We start from the raw sequence: 13,215 nt of genomic DNA on the forward strand, positions 1-13,215 counted from the left end.
GGCCTGCAGAACACGGGCTGAGCCGCAGCCCCCGGCGTTTCGCCAACCCCCGAGACCGCCCCGGCGCAGGATTGCGACGCAAGCGCCAGCACGTCGTCCGCACCCACCGGGCCAGCTGGGCGTGCTTGTCGGGAACTTCCAACGTGCTTCGAGAACGACTTCGAGATCGACCTCCGGGATGTGCCGGCACCGGGCTCGCACCGCTCCTTGCTTGGGTGGCCGACCGGCTTCCAGTGCCCCGCGTGGGCAACGAGGGGACCGGACCGGACCGGACCGGCCGTGGACCTCACGGATGACTGGTGTCGACTCGCAGGGAGATGTCACAAATTCTTGACATCCATGCACGCCCGCCGTACCTTCGAGATGTCAAAGATTCTCGACTTGAGGGATGGGGCGGTCGCGGTGTCGTACGAGGAGAGAGGCGCCTGGGTCTACCTCGTCGCCGTTGTCGCGACGTTCGCCGGCTACGTCGCCGTGGTCCTCGGCCGTGCGGGCGGGGGTGCGCTGGCCGATGCCGACTACGTCGCACCGCTGCTGTGGTCCCTCGGCATCTCGATCGCCGTCACCATCGTCGGGCGCACCGTGGTGGAGATCGTCCGGCCGGGCGACGGCACCACTGCCGACGTGCGGGACAAGGAGATCGCCCGGTCCGGGGACTACGTGACGGGCATGGTTGTGGGCTTCGGGGTGCTCCTGCCACTCGCCCTGGCCCTGATCGAGGCCGACTACTTCTGGATCGCGAACTCCATCTACGCGGTGTCCGCGCTCGCCGCTGTGGTCGGCACCGCGGTCAAGCTCGTGATGTACCGCCGGGGCTTCTGACGTGGTCAAGCCCACCCGGATCACAAACTCCGTCCGCGACCTGCGAGCAGCGCACGGCGACATGACCCAGGCCGAGCTGGCCCGCCGCATCGGCGTCACCCGCCAGACCGTCATCGCCATCGAGCAGGGCAGGTACTCCCCGTCGCTCGAGGTGGCGTTCCAGATCGCCCGCGTCTTCGGCGTCGGGCTCGACCAGGCCTTCACCTACCCCGAGGTCGGCGAGCACTGACCGCACCCGCCTGACTGCATCCACCCGAACCACCTCCGCAGGCGCCCGGCACGCGAGGAGCACCTCGCGGCCGTGATCCCGCACACCCTCACCAAGGAGCCCGCCATGACCACCGAACCCCTCCCGCCCACGATGACGGCCTCCGTGCACCGCCGCTACGGCCCGCCCGAGGTGCTGCACCCCGAGCAGGTGCCCGTACCCGCCCCGCGGCCCGGCGAAGTGCTCGTACGCGTCGGAGCGGTCGCCGCGAGCGCCGCCGACGCCGCCCTGCGCGCTGCGCGGCCGGCCATCGCGCGCCTCGCGGGCGGGCTGCTGCACCCCAGGAACCTGATCCTGGGCAGCGAGGTGGCCGGCGTCGTCGTCGCGCTCGGGCAGGGCGTCACAGCTGTCGCCGTGGGCGAGCGGGTCGTCGGCGCGACCGGCGCCCGGATGGGGGCGTACGCCGAGTACGTCTGTCTGCAGGCCGTGGGCATCGCCCGGGTAGCGGACGGGCTCACGCTGCCCGACGCGGTCGGGGTCACCGAGGGCGGCCTCACTGCGCTCCCGTTCCTGCGGGACCAGGCCCGGCTGTTGCCCGGTCAGCGCGTGCTCATCAACGGCGCGTCCGGGTGCGTGGGGGCCAGCGCGGTGCAGCTCGCGGCGGACCTCGGCGCCGAGGTGGTGGGGGTGTGCAGCGGCCGCAGCACCGAGCTGGTGCGATCGCTCGGGGCCGCCGAGGTGATCGACTACACGGCCGAGGACTTCACGGCTGCACGCGGCGCGTACGACGTCGTCTTCGACACGGTGGCGACCAGCTCCTTCCGGCGCTGCCGGCGGGCGCTTCGCCCCGGCGGCGTGTACCTGACGACGGCGCCCAGCCCGGTCGCGGCGGTGCAGAGCCTGCTGACGAGAGGGACCAGGCGGCGCGTGCGGCTCGCCTTCACCGGCCTGCGGCCCCAGACGGACAAGGCGGCCGACATGACGGTCCTGATCGGACTGGCGGTGGAGGGCCGCATCCGGCCCGTCGTGGACCGCACCTACCCTCTGGCCGACGCCGCGGAGGCCCACCGGCTCATCGACTCCCGGCACAAGCGCGGCACCGTGGTTCTCGTCCCCTGACCCGGCACCGCCCACCCTGAGGTCAAGACGGGGGGAGCGCACCACTACAGCCTCGACCGCCGCCACGTACCCGAGTCTCGGATCGGGCGCAACCCTGCTTCCAGACCCCGACGATGTCGCGCGTCGCGGTGATCAGACACGTCGGGTCGCCATCGACGAGAAGGAGGTCGGCGCGCATGCCAGGTCGGATGAAGCCGCGATCCGCAAGCCCGAAGGCCTCGGCCGGGGCAGATGTCGCGGCGATCAACGCCTGCACGGGACTGAGTCCTGCCCTGACCAGGTCGTCAAGCTCGCCGTGCAGGGTCGCCCCTAGGCGAAGACTCCGAGAGCAGCGGTCGGGATCCCCGTGTCGGTGCCGGCAAGAACACGGACGTGAGCGGTGACAAGCTGCGCGAGCGCGGCGGTGGCCGCGCTGTACAGGTGACTGCGGGTCGCGTCTGCCGGTCGCACGGGGACCGGGGGTCGCACGTCGACGTAGCGCGCGAGTCTCGGGTCTGCGGCAAGAGCGAGGTTCGGCCGCTCGCCGCACATGCCGCGCAGAACGCCGAGGGTTGGTATGACGAAGACGTCGTGGTCGGCGGCACACGCACCGAAGTCCGGGCTGACATCGGGTCCGATGAACAGATGCGCAAGTCCGTCGGCGCCGGCGGTGATGGCCTCGCGAGCCGTCTGCTCCGTGATCGCGTGGACGACGGCACGAGCGCCTCGGTGGTGGGCGGCCTCGATCAGCGCCTTCAGCGTGCTGAGGTCCAGGCGACCACCCTCACGATCGTCGTAGATGATCTTGACGTAGTCGGAGCCTTCGCGAAGTCGTGCATCGACCCACGCAGCAGCGTCGCGCGGATGGCTGACGGTCGGGAGCGGTTGTCGGGTCATCTTCTCGAGGGCGCTGCCGGGCGCGGTGGCGCCGGTGCCGGAGGTGAAGGGAGAGGCAAGATGAGGCGGGTCGGTGGCCGCGATGCGGTTGATCGAGTCGAGAACCTCCCCGCCGCTGAACATGTCGAACACAGTCGTCACGCCCAGCTCCAGGAGCTGACGCAGCGCCGCCTCGGGAGATGGTGGGAGATGAAGATGGGCGTCGACCAGGCCCGGCAGCAGCGTGCGACCGGTCCCGTCGACAATGTCGCCCTCGGGGATCTGCGAACCGGTGGGGCGCACCTGGACGACGATCCCGTCCTGGGTGATCACATCCTGGCGCGGGAGAACTTCTGCGCCGTCAAAGACCCGCACGTCGCGAAAGACGAGGGTCCGAGAGTGTTCGGTCGTCATTGCACACCTCCGGTGGTCGTCAGGTCCGGGAAGCCGGATCCCTCGGCACGCGGAGACGGCAGGACTACGGAGAGGGCTTGCCGTAGGACGTCGAGCAGTGCGATCGCCCCATCCGAGTCGAGCCAGCAGTCGATGGCCACACGTTCGGCGCTGCATGCGGCTGCCGCGAGCACCCTGGGACGCAGGTCACGCTCGTGATCGGCTCCGGCTCGTGCCGCGATGGCTCTCGAGACAGAGTCCTCGATGCCCTCCAGCGCTGCGAGGTATGCCCCTCGCAAGGCCGGGGTTCTCACGATGACTCGAATCTGCGCGGTCCACTCCTCGTCGGCTTCTGCTCGGCCGGTGTACTGCGCGACGAAGGCGGCAGTGAGCGCGTCGGCGAGGGACTCCTCTGAGGGCCGCGCGAGCAGTGCGGGTGCGATGGTCGCGGCACGATCCACCGCGAGCGACACGATCGCCTCCTCCTTCGAGGAGAAGTAGTTGTTGAACGTCCGCAGCGACACGTCGGCAGCGTCGGCGACCTCCTCGCGGCGGACGTTGGCTGGTCCCCGCTCGACAGCCAGACGGAGCGCCGCCCGCGCGAGCTGCTGCCGCGTCGTCAACTTCTTGCGCTCGCGCCGCCCCGAGCCCGCCGTGTCTACGTCCATGCGGCAGACCATAGCCGATGCATGCCTAGTGAGCAATCATGCCCGCCGGGCATAAGTGCGCTCTGCGCACCTCGTTGCTCTGTCGGCATAGATCCTATAGCATCGAAGATCTCCGGCGACGGAGTTCGTCGTGAGAGCCGCCACTGTCAAGGATGACGGGCGAGACCGAGCCGCGCCTGAGCCTCGACGCAACGAATCGAGATGCACGAATGTCTGCTGAGTTCCCCACCGAACGGACCGCCATCGTCACCGGGGTCGGTGCCCCGCGCGGCATCGGGCGAGTCGTGGCCCGAAGGCTCGCATCGGAGGGCTGGAGCCTTGCCCTGATCGACATCGACGAGCTCGGGATCAACGAGTTCGCGAAGCAGCTCGAGGCAGAAGGCGTCGACGACGTGGTCGCCATCCCCACAGACATCAGCTCGGCCGAATCAGTCGACGCGGCGTTCGCGATCATCGATGCCCAGCTGCCGGCCGTCGTGGGCCTGGTGAACCTCGCCGGCATCCCTTGCCCCACGCCCCTTCTCGACCTCTCGCTCGAGGAGTGGAACCGGGTGCTCGCGGTGAACGCGACCGGATCGTTCCTCATGCTCAAGGCTGCGGCCCGGCGCATGGTCACGACCGGCGTCGGCCGCATCGTCAACACCTCCTCCATCACGGCATTCGACGGCGGGGGCACCTTCTCGAAGGGTGCCTATGCGGCAGCGAAGGCCGCCGTGCTCGGGCTTTCCCGCGGCGCGGCGCGCGAGCTCGGCCCGTTCGGCATCACGGTCAACACGGTCGCCCCGGGGCCGATCGACACCGACATCATGGGTGGCCGGCTCACCGACGAACGCAAGGCAGGCATGGCCGCCGACATCCCGATGGGACGCGTCGGCCGACCCGAGGACATCGCCGCGCTCGTCTCGTTCCTCCTGTCCGAGGAGGCGGGCTACATCACCGGCGCGACCTACCAGGTCGACGGCGGCAAGTACATGCACTGAGGCGGCGCGCCAGCGATATAGCGGGACGCGGCTGACCCGGCACGCACGATCGGACAACACAGGAGTGGGCATGATCTCGTTCGACAAGCTCGTCCAGGGATACCCGACGGCGGCTCGGGTGCCGGCCGCCTCCATCGCCGAGCGAGTGGCCGCCTCGGGCCGCGTGCTGGTCGTGCTCGATGACGACCCGACGGGAACGCAGTCCGTCGCAGACCTGCCCGTCCTGACCGGCTGGTCCGCAGACGATCTCGCATGGGCCCTGCGGACCGGCGCGCCCGCGGTCTACGTGATGACGAACTCGCGGAGCCTCGACCCTGTGGACGCCGCCGACCGCAACCGCGAGGTCGTCATCGCCGCGCTGCAGGCCTCGCGGGCCACCGGTGTTGCGGTCGACTTCGTGTCGCGGTCGGACTCCACCCTGCGGGGCCACTTCCCGCTCGAGACGGACACGATCGTGGCGTGCCTTGCGGAGCAGGCGGGCCGCACCGTCGACGCCGTCGTCATCGTCCCCGCGTTCGGCGAAGCCGGGCGCCTCACCGTGGGCGGGGTGCACTACGCGGGGACGGTGTCGCGCGGCTTCGTCCCCGTCGGCGAGACGGAGTTCGCCCACGACGCCACGTTCGGCTACGCCTCCTCCGACCTTCGTGAGTGGGTCGAGGAGAAGACCGGGGGCAGGCACCGCGCGGCTGACGTCGTCGCCCTCACCCTGGACGTCCTGCGGGCCGGTCCCGAGGCCGTCGCGCAGGTTCTGTCGACCTTGACCGACGCCGCGCCGGTCGTCGTGGACTGCGTCGAGGAGAACGACCTGCGGATCCTGGCCCTCGGGCTCGACCTCGCCGAACGTGCCGGCAAGGACCTGCTCTACCGCGTCGGGCCGCCGTTCGTGCGGGCCCGCATCGGCCAGGAGGTGCACGCCCCGCTCACCCCGCAGGACGTCGCCCGCATCCACGCGGACGGACGCGGAGGGCTCTCCGCCGGCGGCCTTGTCGTCGTCGGGTCGCACATGGCGCTGACGACGCGCCAGCTCGACGTGCTGCGGGAGCGGCGCGCGCCGGCCGAGGTCGAGGTCTCGGTCGCGGACGTCCTCGACCCCGACCGCCGCGACGCCCACCTCGCGACCGTCGTCCGCGTCGTCGTCGAAGGGCTGGCTCGCGGCAATGTCGTGGTCGGCACGAGTCGCACCCTCGTGACCGGGGCGGACGGCGCCTCGTCGCTAGACATCGCTCGACGCGTCTCGACCGCGGTCATCGAGGTCGTTCAGGCCGTCCTCGCGGCTCGGCCCCCGCGGTTCGTCGTGGCCAAGGGCGGGATCACCTCCTCCGACGTCGCGACCCGTGGGCTCGGGATCCGGAGAGCCGTGGTCCGCGGCCCGATGCTGCCGGGCATCGTCTCGCTGTGGGAACCGTCCGACGGTCCCGCGCGTGGCATCCCGTTCATCGTCTTCGCCGGGAACGTCGGTGGCGACGAGTCGCTCGCGGACGTCGTCGACACGCTCTCCTGCACGCCGGAAGACCCGAACCACGGAGGAACCATGACCAACATCTCGACGCCCGCTGCGCTGTCGACCACCACCGTCGCCGTCCTCGGGCTCGGCGCCATGGGGCTGCCGATGGCCACCTGCCTCGCACCGCACGCCGTCGTGCGCGCCTACGACCCCACCCCCGAGCGGGCCGCCCTGGCGTCCGAGCGGGGGGTCAAGGCCGCCGCCTCGGCGCGCGAGGCCGCACGGGGGGCCGACGTCGTCCTGCTGGCGGTCCGCAACTATGCACAGCTGGACAGCGCACTGTTCGGCGACGACGGCGTCGCGGCTGTCCTCGAGCCCGGTGCGGTCATCCTGCTGACGTCGACGGTCGGGATCGAGCCGGTCCGTCAGGTCGCCGCCCAGCTCGCGGAGGTCGGCCTGCACCTCGTCGACGCGCCGGTCTCCGGCGGACCCGTGCGCGCCGGCAACGGCACCCTGCTGATCACCGTCGGTGCCACGGACGAGGCCTTCGGCAGGGTCTTGCCGGTGCTCGAGGTCCTCGCCGGCACGCTCAAGCGGATGGGGCCGCGGCCGGGGGACGGACAGGCGATGAAGACGGTGAACCAGCTCCTGTGCGGTGTGCACATCGCAGCCGGCGCCGAGGCGCTCGCTCTCGCCCGGGCCCTCGGGCTCGACCCCGCCGCGGCGCTGGAGACCCTGGGCGCCGGCGCGGCCGAGTCGTTCATGCTCGGCGACCGCGGGCCGCGCATGCTCCAGGCGTACGACGACGGTGGCGCCGAGGTGCGCAGCCGCCTCGACATCTTTGTGAAGGACATGGGCATCGTGACCGGCGCTGCGAAGGCCGTGCACCTGGCGACCCCGGTCGCAGCGGCTGCCGAGCAGCTGTTCCTGCTGGGGGAGGCCCGGGGTCTCGGGGCGAGCGACGACTCGGCCGTGATCACCGTCGTCGCACCGTCGAGCGGCGCCCAGGCCGGCTAGACCCGGCTCTCCAACGGTCAGCTACCTGCCGACGGAGCCGCTTGTTCGCAAGGACTACAGGGTATAGCCTATAGGAATCGGATCGACGAGGACCAAAGGAACAACGATGTTCACTGCACAGGACTGGCCCATTGCCTGCAACATGCTGTCGTTCGGGAGCGCGGCACCGGACGGGACCCCGATCGGGGACGCGCCGGTGTCGGTGTGGGCCGGGCAGATGCGCCAGGTCCGCCAGCTGGGATTCGACTTCATCGATCCGACCGACGCCTGGGTGCCCCTCGGCGCACTGTCCGAGGTGCGGATCAAGGAGTTCCGCACGGCCCTCGACGACGAGGGCCTGGCGGTCTCGTCGATCTCGATGACCCGCAACAGCGTCGTCGACGTCAAGAACGGCGAGCACAACCTCGCCACGGCGCACCGCCTGATCGACCTGGCGCCGGAGTTCGGGGCGACGGTGGTCAACACCGGCTTCATGCAGGCCGTCACGCCCGCGCAGCAGAAGGCGCTGTGGTTCTGGCTCGCCGACGGGCACAAGGACGACCCGGCGCTGCGCCCGCTCGCCGTCGAGCGCATCCGCGAGCTCGGCATCCACGCCGAGAAGAACGGCATCCAGCTCAGCCTGGAGATGTACGAGGACACCTACGTCGGAACCGCGGACGAGGCGGTCTCGTTCGTCACCGACGTGAATCACCCGGCGGTCGGCCTGAACCCCGACATCGGCAACCTCATCCGGCTGCACCGCCCGATGCCGGGCTTCATGGAGATGTTCGAGAAGGTCCTGCCCTACGCGAACTTCTGGCACATCAAGAACTACTTCCGCGACGAGGACCCGCAGACCGGCTCGTACGCGTCAGCGCCGATGCCGCTCAAGACCGGGATCATCAACTACCGCAACGTCATCCGCCGCGCCCTCGAGCTGGGCTACTCAGGGCCGTTCTGCTGCGAGCACTACGGCAGCGACTCGCTCGGCGTCTGCGCCGAGAACCGCGACTACATCAAGCAGGTGCTGACGTCGGCCCTCGCCTGACGGCTGGGGTCCCGATCTTCGCAGGGCCGTCGCAAGAACCCAACGCACCGCCAAGAAATTGAGTGGAGTCGTAGCCATGAGCAAGACCATCAACAGCGTGACAGTCGTGGGCGCCGGATACATGGGCGGCGGCATCGCCCAGAGCCTCGCACTGTCAGGATTCACCGTCCAGATCGCCGACGTCGATGTCGCCGCCGCGCTCAAGGGACTCGAGCGACTTCTCCAGGAGGCGCAGGAGTTCGAGGACCAAGGCTTGTACAAGCCCGGCAGCACCGAGGTCATCCGGGCGAACCTGAGCGCGGGCAAGCCGATCGAGGAGGCGGTGGCGGAGGCGGACTTCATCGAGGAGGCCGTCTTCGAGGTGCTCGAGGTCAAGCAGAGCGTGCTCGCCACCATCTCCGAGCACGCGCGACCCGACGCGATCATCGGCACCAACACCTCGACCATCCCCGTCAGCGTGCTGGCGCCCGCGGTGAAGCACCCGGAACGATTCCTGACCGTGCACTTCTCCAACCCGGCCCCGTTCATCCCGGGTGTCGAGCTCGTGGCGGGCGAAGCGACGACGCCCGAGGTCGTCGATGCGGTCAAGGACCTGCTCGCGCGCGCCGGCCGCCAGGGTGCGCAGGTCGCCGACACTCCCGGGATGGTGCTCAACCGGCTCCAGTACGTCCTTCTGAAGGAGGCGACCGCCATCGTCGAAGAAGGCGTCGCCACCGTCGAGGACGTGGACACGATCGTCCGCACCACCTTCGGCTTCCGGCTCGGGTTCTTCGGACCGTTCGCCATCGCCGACCAGGCCGGGCTCGATGTCTACAAGAACTGCTTCACGACGTTCGAGGACGCGTACGGGCCCCGGCTCGCCACCCCGCAGCTGCTCACGGATGCCGTCGCAGCGGACCGCAAGGGCACCAAGAACGGCAGGGGCCTGACCGGAGACTTCGACGACGAGACCAAGGCGAAGCTCATCGCGTACCGCAACAAGGCGTACTCGCGCATGGGAGACCTGCTGCGCGAGCTCGGCCCGGCACCCCGGGGCGAGTAGCCGGAAGGCAGGCCTCCTCGAGGTTCTTCTCCCTGTGCCGTCCCCTCCGGGCGGTCCGGCACAGGGTGAGCGAGCAGCGACGGCGCGACCTCCGCGGGTCCGTCCGCCGTGTGGCGACAACGTCTCTCAATGTGGAGAGCGCCAGCGCCCGAACGCACGACCAGCACTGTCTCATGTGAAGACAAGCCTGAAGAGAGGACTGTGCCCATGGCAATTGTCAGGCGAGCCAAGCTGGACCGAACGCGCTACCTCTATCTCGCGGCCGGAATCATCATCTGCATCATCGGCGTCTATCTCGTCCTCATGACCTGAGCGGCACGTAGCACCGATCTCCCCGAAGTGCTTTGCCCCGGATTCATACAAGATGCTCAAAGAGGAGTGTTGATGTCTTCCGTCACCAGCAACGACTTGTTGGAGTCGCCGGTCCTGAAATCGGCGATACGAAAAGCAGTGGCACGCCTTCTGCCCATGCTCGTCATCCTCTATGTGATCGCGTTCCTCGACCGGACAAATGTGGGCTTCGCGCAGGCAGGCCTGGGGACCGATCGCGCCGTCTCCGCCGGCGCGTTCGCTCTGGGTGCAGGGATCTTCTTCATCGGCTACGCGATCTTCGAGATCCCCAGCAACCTGATGCTCAAGCGTGTGGGTGCCAAGTTCTGGCTCGCACGCATCGCCATCACCTGGGGCATCGTCGCCGCGTGCTTCATGTTCGTGCAGGGCGAGCGGTCCTTCATCTTCTTGCGCTTCCTGCTGGGTGTGACAGAGGCCGGGCTCTTCCCGGGCGTGATCATGTTCCTCGCCGCGTGGTTCCCCAACAAGGTCCGGGTCCAGATCTTCGCGATCTTCTACCTTGCTCAGCCCCTTTCGCAGATGGTGGGCGCCCCCCTGTCAGGCATGCTCATCAACCTGGGCGAGAAGATGCCGGGAATCGCCGGCTGGCAGCTCATGTTCCTCACGGAGGGTCTGCTCGCCGTGCTCGCGGGCGCCGCTGCCTTCTTCTTCCTCATCAACGGGCCTCAGGACGCGAAGTTCCTGACTCCAGCCGAGAAGACGGCGCTTCTGGACGTCATGGCACTCGAGGACACGGTGCGGGTCGAGAGCGGCCCGAGCGGCGTGTGGGCCGCACTGCGCAACGGGCGCGTGTGGTACTTCACGGTCGTGTACTTCTGCCTGCAGATCGCCGTGTACGGCGTCACGTTCTTCCTTCCGCAGCAGGTTGCTGAGCTGACCGGCCAGAAGGTCGGGCTGAAGGTCGGCCTGCTCGTCGCCATCCCGTGGTTCTTTGCGATCTTCAGCACGTACTTCATCGGTCGCAAGGCCACCACGATGACGCGCCGCCGCAACCTCGGCATCTGGCTGTTCGTCTCGACTGGGCTGTGCATCTTCGGATCGGCCTGGGCCGGGACCAACCACCTGCCGGTCATCGGCATCGTCCTCATCACGCTGGCGGTCTCCAGCTTCCTCGCGGTCGGTCCGATCACGTGGTCGTACCCGACGGCATTCCTCACCGGAACCGCCGCCGCCGCGGGCATCGGCCTGATCAACTCGCTCGGCAACCTCGGCGGTTTCGTGGCGCCGATCCTGCGCACCCAGGTCAACGTGCTCGCCAACTCGCCGACCGGCTCGGCCGGTGTGTACGCGCTCGGGGTCCTCCCGTTCCTGGCCGCGCTGCTCATGTACGGCACGAAGTGGCTCAAGACGCGGGCCGACGACCTTCTCGATGCCGAGGTCCAGGTGGAGCGCCGGGATCCTGAGGTGGCGTTGATTCCCTGATCGCGATGTGCGCATGCCTCGCTGGACGGGTTGCACTGACCCGTCCAGCGAGGCATCGCCGATCGTGATCGCGCTCGACACCTGACGTGCACGACGAAAGGACCCGAGATGACGAAGGTGGCAGTGCTGCACACGAGCTTCGTGTTCGTGACCGTCGAACCGGTGATCACCGATCTGATCAACGAGCTGATCCCGGGTGTCGAGATCCTGCACTTCGTCGACTCCGACGTGCTCGCCACCGTCGTGCGGGAACAGGGCATCTCAGCCCGGAGCGAGGAGCGGATGGTGCTCCTCGCGCGGGCGGCTGAGGCCGCTGGTGCGGACGTCATCTTCTCCGCGTGCTCGTCCCTCGGGCCGACGCTTGACGCGGCCGGCCGCGCCGTCCGTGTCCCTGTGATCAAGATCGACGAGGCCATGGCGCTCGACGCCGCGCGCTTCGACCGGATCGGTGTCCTGGCGACTGTGCCCACCACGCTCGGCCCGACGGGCGAGCTGATCGCCGGCAAGGCCGCCGCCGTCGGTCGAACCCCGCTGATCGTCCAGAGGCTGTGCCCGGGAGCGTTCGACGTGCTCATGGCCGGCGACCGTGAGCGGCACGACGACATGGTGGCCATGCAGGCGTCGAGCCTGGCTGCCGAGGTCGACGTGATCGTGCTCGCGCAGGCGTCGATGCAGCGGCTGGTCCCGCGCCTCGAAGCGGAGACCGGTGTGCGAGTGCTGTCGAGCCCGCGCACCGGTGTGGAGCACCTCGCGCACGTCGTCCGTACGCAGGCGGCCGCTGGCCTGGGGCAATGAGCGGCCGCACCCGGTGAGCGGCGCCGGGCTAAGCGTTCTCGCTCGTCGAATGCCGCCTCTGCTCGGCCGCACCGTCCGCGAGCGAGCGTGACCGGACTGCCGCGAGGTGTTCACGCATGGCCTGCATGGTCATGGCGGGATCGTCGAGCTGCAGGGCGCGAAGGATTCGCCCGTGCTCCGTGGTCGCTTCATTCATGTCGCGCAAGCCCAGCTCGACCGACTGGCGCAGGCGATGGATGTGCGATCCCAGCACGTCGGCCATCTGAAGGAGGTACCGGTTCTTTGCGTGCTCCATGATCGTGAGATGAAACGCCCAGTCGGCGTCGTAGAAACGGCGGTAGGCGGCGATCCGCTCCGCCTCGTGCTCGGGAGCCGGCGAGTCCGCGATCGCGGCCACGACATCGAGATGCCGCCGCTGCGCTGCATCGAGCAACGGCGCGAGGGTGTCGCGCCGCCGGAGTGCGATGTCGAGCGCTCCGAGCTCGACGATCATCCGGGCGTCGTTCAGCTGGCCGATCTCATCCAGTGTGAGCGGAGCTGACACGCGGTAGCCGCGCAGGGCCACACGCGAGACCAGGCCGGTGTGCTCGAGCTGCGCGAGCGCTTCGCGAACCGGGGTGGGCGAGACGCCGAGCTGGCGGGCGAGGCCTTCGATGTTGAGGTTCGCGCCAGGGGCGAGCGAATCGCTCAGCAGCATCTCCACGAGCCGGTCAAAGACCCCGTCTCGAAGCACTCGGCGCTCGACCTGGACGGACGAGGGAGCGCGCCCCAGCTGCACGGAATCGTTCATGCGGGAGATGTTACCCAACTTCGTGGACAGTTGATCGTGCTTCCAACATCCTATAGGCTCCGCGATAGAGACAGCGTCGTCGCACCGAGGAGATCGCATGACCCGCCTGCTCAACGCCCCGAACGACTTCCCGGCCGACGCCCTGCACGGCTTTGCGCTCGCGAACCCGCGGTACGTCGAACAGGTGCACGGGGGCGTCGTGCGGTCGACCGAATCGCCCCGGGGTCAGGTGGCCGTCGTCCTCGGCGGTGGGTCGGGGCACTACCCGGCGTTCGCGGGGTG

The 13,215-nt window shown here is 69.1% G+C and carries 14 protein-coding genes and 1 pseudogene; 11 read left to right on the forward strand and 4 right to left on the reverse strand.

From position 1 onward, the window contains the following. The first annotated feature begins 381 nt into the window (after positions 1-381). From VFW79_RS15805 to VFW79_RS15815, 3 genes are all read left to right on the forward strand, one after another. Positions 382-822 (forward strand): hypothetical protein, encoded by a 441-nt coding sequence (locus VFW79_RS15805; RefSeq protein WP_329678245.1) that lies wholly within the window; start codon positions 382-384, stop codon positions 820-822. Between the two features lies 1 nt (position 823). Further along, entirely contained in the window at positions 824-1,051 is a 228-nt protein-coding gene (locus VFW79_RS15810; RefSeq protein ID WP_329678246.1) for a helix-turn-helix transcriptional regulator, read from the forward strand. 105 nt (positions 1,052-1,156) lie between these two features. Next, positions 1,157-2,149 carry an NAD(P)-dependent alcohol dehydrogenase gene (locus VFW79_RS15815; RefSeq protein ID WP_329678247.1) on the forward strand — a complete coding sequence of 331 codons (993 nt, stop codon included), beginning with the start codon at positions 1,157-1,159 and terminating at the stop codon, positions 2,147-2,149. A 22-nt stretch (positions 2,150-2,171) separates the two neighbouring features. On the opposite strand, the gene VFW79_RS16525 is transcribed toward VFW79_RS15815, so the two are convergent. The 3 genes from VFW79_RS16525 to VFW79_RS15825 are packed head-to-tail and all read right to left on the reverse strand — an operon-like array spanning position 2,172 to position 4,065. After that, positions 2,172-2,450 (reverse strand): amidohydrolase family protein, encoded by a 279-nt coding sequence (locus VFW79_RS16525; RefSeq protein WP_414648007.1) that lies wholly within the window; start codon positions 2,448-2,450, stop codon positions 2,172-2,174. A gap of 8 nt (positions 2,451-2,458) precedes the next feature. Beyond that, positions 2,459-3,418: an amidohydrolase family protein gene (locus VFW79_RS15820; RefSeq protein WP_329678248.1), complete on the reverse strand. Its 960-nt coding sequence runs from the start codon at positions 3,416-3,418 to the stop codon at positions 2,459-2,461. Then, on the reverse strand, positions 3,415-4,065 hold the full coding sequence (locus VFW79_RS15825) for a TetR/AcrR family transcriptional regulator (protein WP_329678249.1): 651 nt from the start codon (positions 4,063-4,065) through the stop codon (positions 3,415-3,417). Before VFW79_RS15825 ends, VFW79_RS15820 begins: the two co-directional genes overlap by 4 nt. A gap of 209 nt (positions 4,066-4,274) precedes the next feature. On the opposite strand from VFW79_RS15825, the gene VFW79_RS15830 reads away from it, so the two are divergent. The 7 genes and pseudogenes from VFW79_RS15830 (at position 4,275) to VFW79_RS15860 (ending at position 12,143) form a co-directional block, all read left to right on the forward strand. Next, entirely contained in the window at positions 4,275-5,045 is a 771-nt protein-coding gene (locus tag VFW79_RS15830) for an SDR family NAD(P)-dependent oxidoreductase (protein ID WP_329678250.1), read from the forward strand. 70 nt (positions 5,046-5,115) lie between these two features. Next, positions 5,116-6,507, forward strand: a pseudogene (locus VFW79_RS15835) (four-carbon acid sugar kinase family protein); the annotation flags it as partial. Positions 6,508-6,576: 69 nt separating this feature from the next. Continuing rightward, the gene (locus VFW79_RS15840; RefSeq protein ID WP_329678257.1) at positions 6,577-7,506 is read left to right on the forward strand and encodes an NAD(P)-dependent oxidoreductase; all 930 of its coding nucleotides are present in this window, start codon (positions 6,577-6,579) and stop codon (positions 7,504-7,506) included. Positions 7,507-7,612: 106 nt separating this feature from the next. Continuing rightward, positions 7,613-8,533, forward strand: a complete 921-nt coding sequence (locus VFW79_RS15845) for a sugar phosphate isomerase/epimerase family protein (protein ID WP_329678251.1) — start codon at positions 7,613-7,615, stop codon at positions 8,531-8,533. Between the two features lie 76 nt (positions 8,534-8,609). Further along, positions 8,610-9,575 (forward strand): 3-hydroxyacyl-CoA dehydrogenase family protein, encoded by a 966-nt coding sequence (locus VFW79_RS15850; protein WP_329678252.1) that lies wholly within the window; start codon positions 8,610-8,612, stop codon positions 9,573-9,575. 384 nt (positions 9,576-9,959) lie between these two features. Next, a complete protein-coding gene (locus VFW79_RS15855) occupies positions 9,960-11,348 on the forward strand; it encodes an MFS transporter (RefSeq protein WP_414648006.1) in 1,389 nt (462 codons plus the stop codon). 108 nt (positions 11,349-11,456) lie between these two features. Further along, positions 11,457-12,143 carry an aspartate/glutamate racemase family protein gene (locus VFW79_RS15860; RefSeq protein WP_329678254.1) on the forward strand — a complete coding sequence of 229 codons (687 nt, stop codon included), beginning with the start codon at positions 11,457-11,459 and terminating at the stop codon, positions 12,141-12,143. Between the two features lie 28 nt (positions 12,144-12,171). Here VFW79_RS15860 and VFW79_RS15865 read toward each other — a convergent pair whose 3' ends face one another. After that, positions 12,172-12,933 carry a GntR family transcriptional regulator gene (locus VFW79_RS15865; protein ID WP_329678255.1) on the reverse strand — a complete coding sequence of 254 codons (762 nt, stop codon included), beginning with the start codon at positions 12,931-12,933 and terminating at the stop codon, positions 12,172-12,174. Positions 12,934-13,030: 97 nt separating this feature from the next. Between VFW79_RS15865 and VFW79_RS15870 the strand changes: the two genes are divergently transcribed. Then, a partial coding sequence (locus VFW79_RS15870; RefSeq protein ID WP_329678256.1) for a dihydroxyacetone kinase subunit DhaK occupies positions 13,031-13,215 on the forward strand: 185 nt, incomplete at its 3' end.

Origin of the sequence: Cellulomonas sp., assembly GCF_036279715.1 — a bacterium.
Classification (GTDB): Bacteria; Actinomycetota; Actinomycetes; order Actinomycetales; family Cellulomonadaceae; genus Cellulomonas_A.

Bases quoted from the DNA above. Each gene is read 5' to 3' on its own strand.
- VFW79_RS15815 (WP_329678247.1), top strand. From the start codon at position 1,157: ATGACCACCGAACCCCTCCCGCCCACGATGACGGCCTCCGTGCACCGC.
- VFW79_RS15820 (WP_329678248.1), bottom strand. From the start codon at position 3,418: ATGACGACCGAACACTCTCGGACCCTCGTCTTTCGCGACGTGCGGGTC.
- VFW79_RS15825 (WP_329678249.1), bottom strand. From the start codon at position 4,065: ATGGACGTAGACACGGCGGGCTCGGGGCGGCGCGAGCGCAAGAAGTTG.
- VFW79_RS15830 (WP_329678250.1), top strand. From the start codon at position 4,275: ATGTCTGCTGAGTTCCCCACCGAACGGACCGCCATCGTCACCGGGGTC.
- VFW79_RS15840 (WP_329678257.1), top strand. From the start codon at position 6,577: ATGACCAACATCTCGACGCCCGCTGCGCTGTCGACCACCACCGTCGCC.
- VFW79_RS15845 (WP_329678251.1), top strand. From the start codon at position 7,613: ATGTTCACTGCACAGGACTGGCCCATTGCCTGCAACATGCTGTCGTTC.
- VFW79_RS15850 (WP_329678252.1), top strand. From the start codon at position 8,610: ATGAGCAAGACCATCAACAGCGTGACAGTCGTGGGCGCCGGATACATG.
- VFW79_RS15855 (WP_414648006.1), top strand. From the start codon at position 9,960: ATGTCTTCCGTCACCAGCAACGACTTGTTGGAGTCGCCGGTCCTGAAA.
- VFW79_RS15860 (WP_329678254.1), top strand. From the start codon at position 11,457: ATGACGAAGGTGGCAGTGCTGCACACGAGCTTCGTGTTCGTGACCGTC.
- VFW79_RS15865 (WP_329678255.1), bottom strand. From the start codon at position 12,933: ATGAACGATTCCGTGCAGCTGGGGCGCGCTCCCTCGTCCGTCCAGGTC.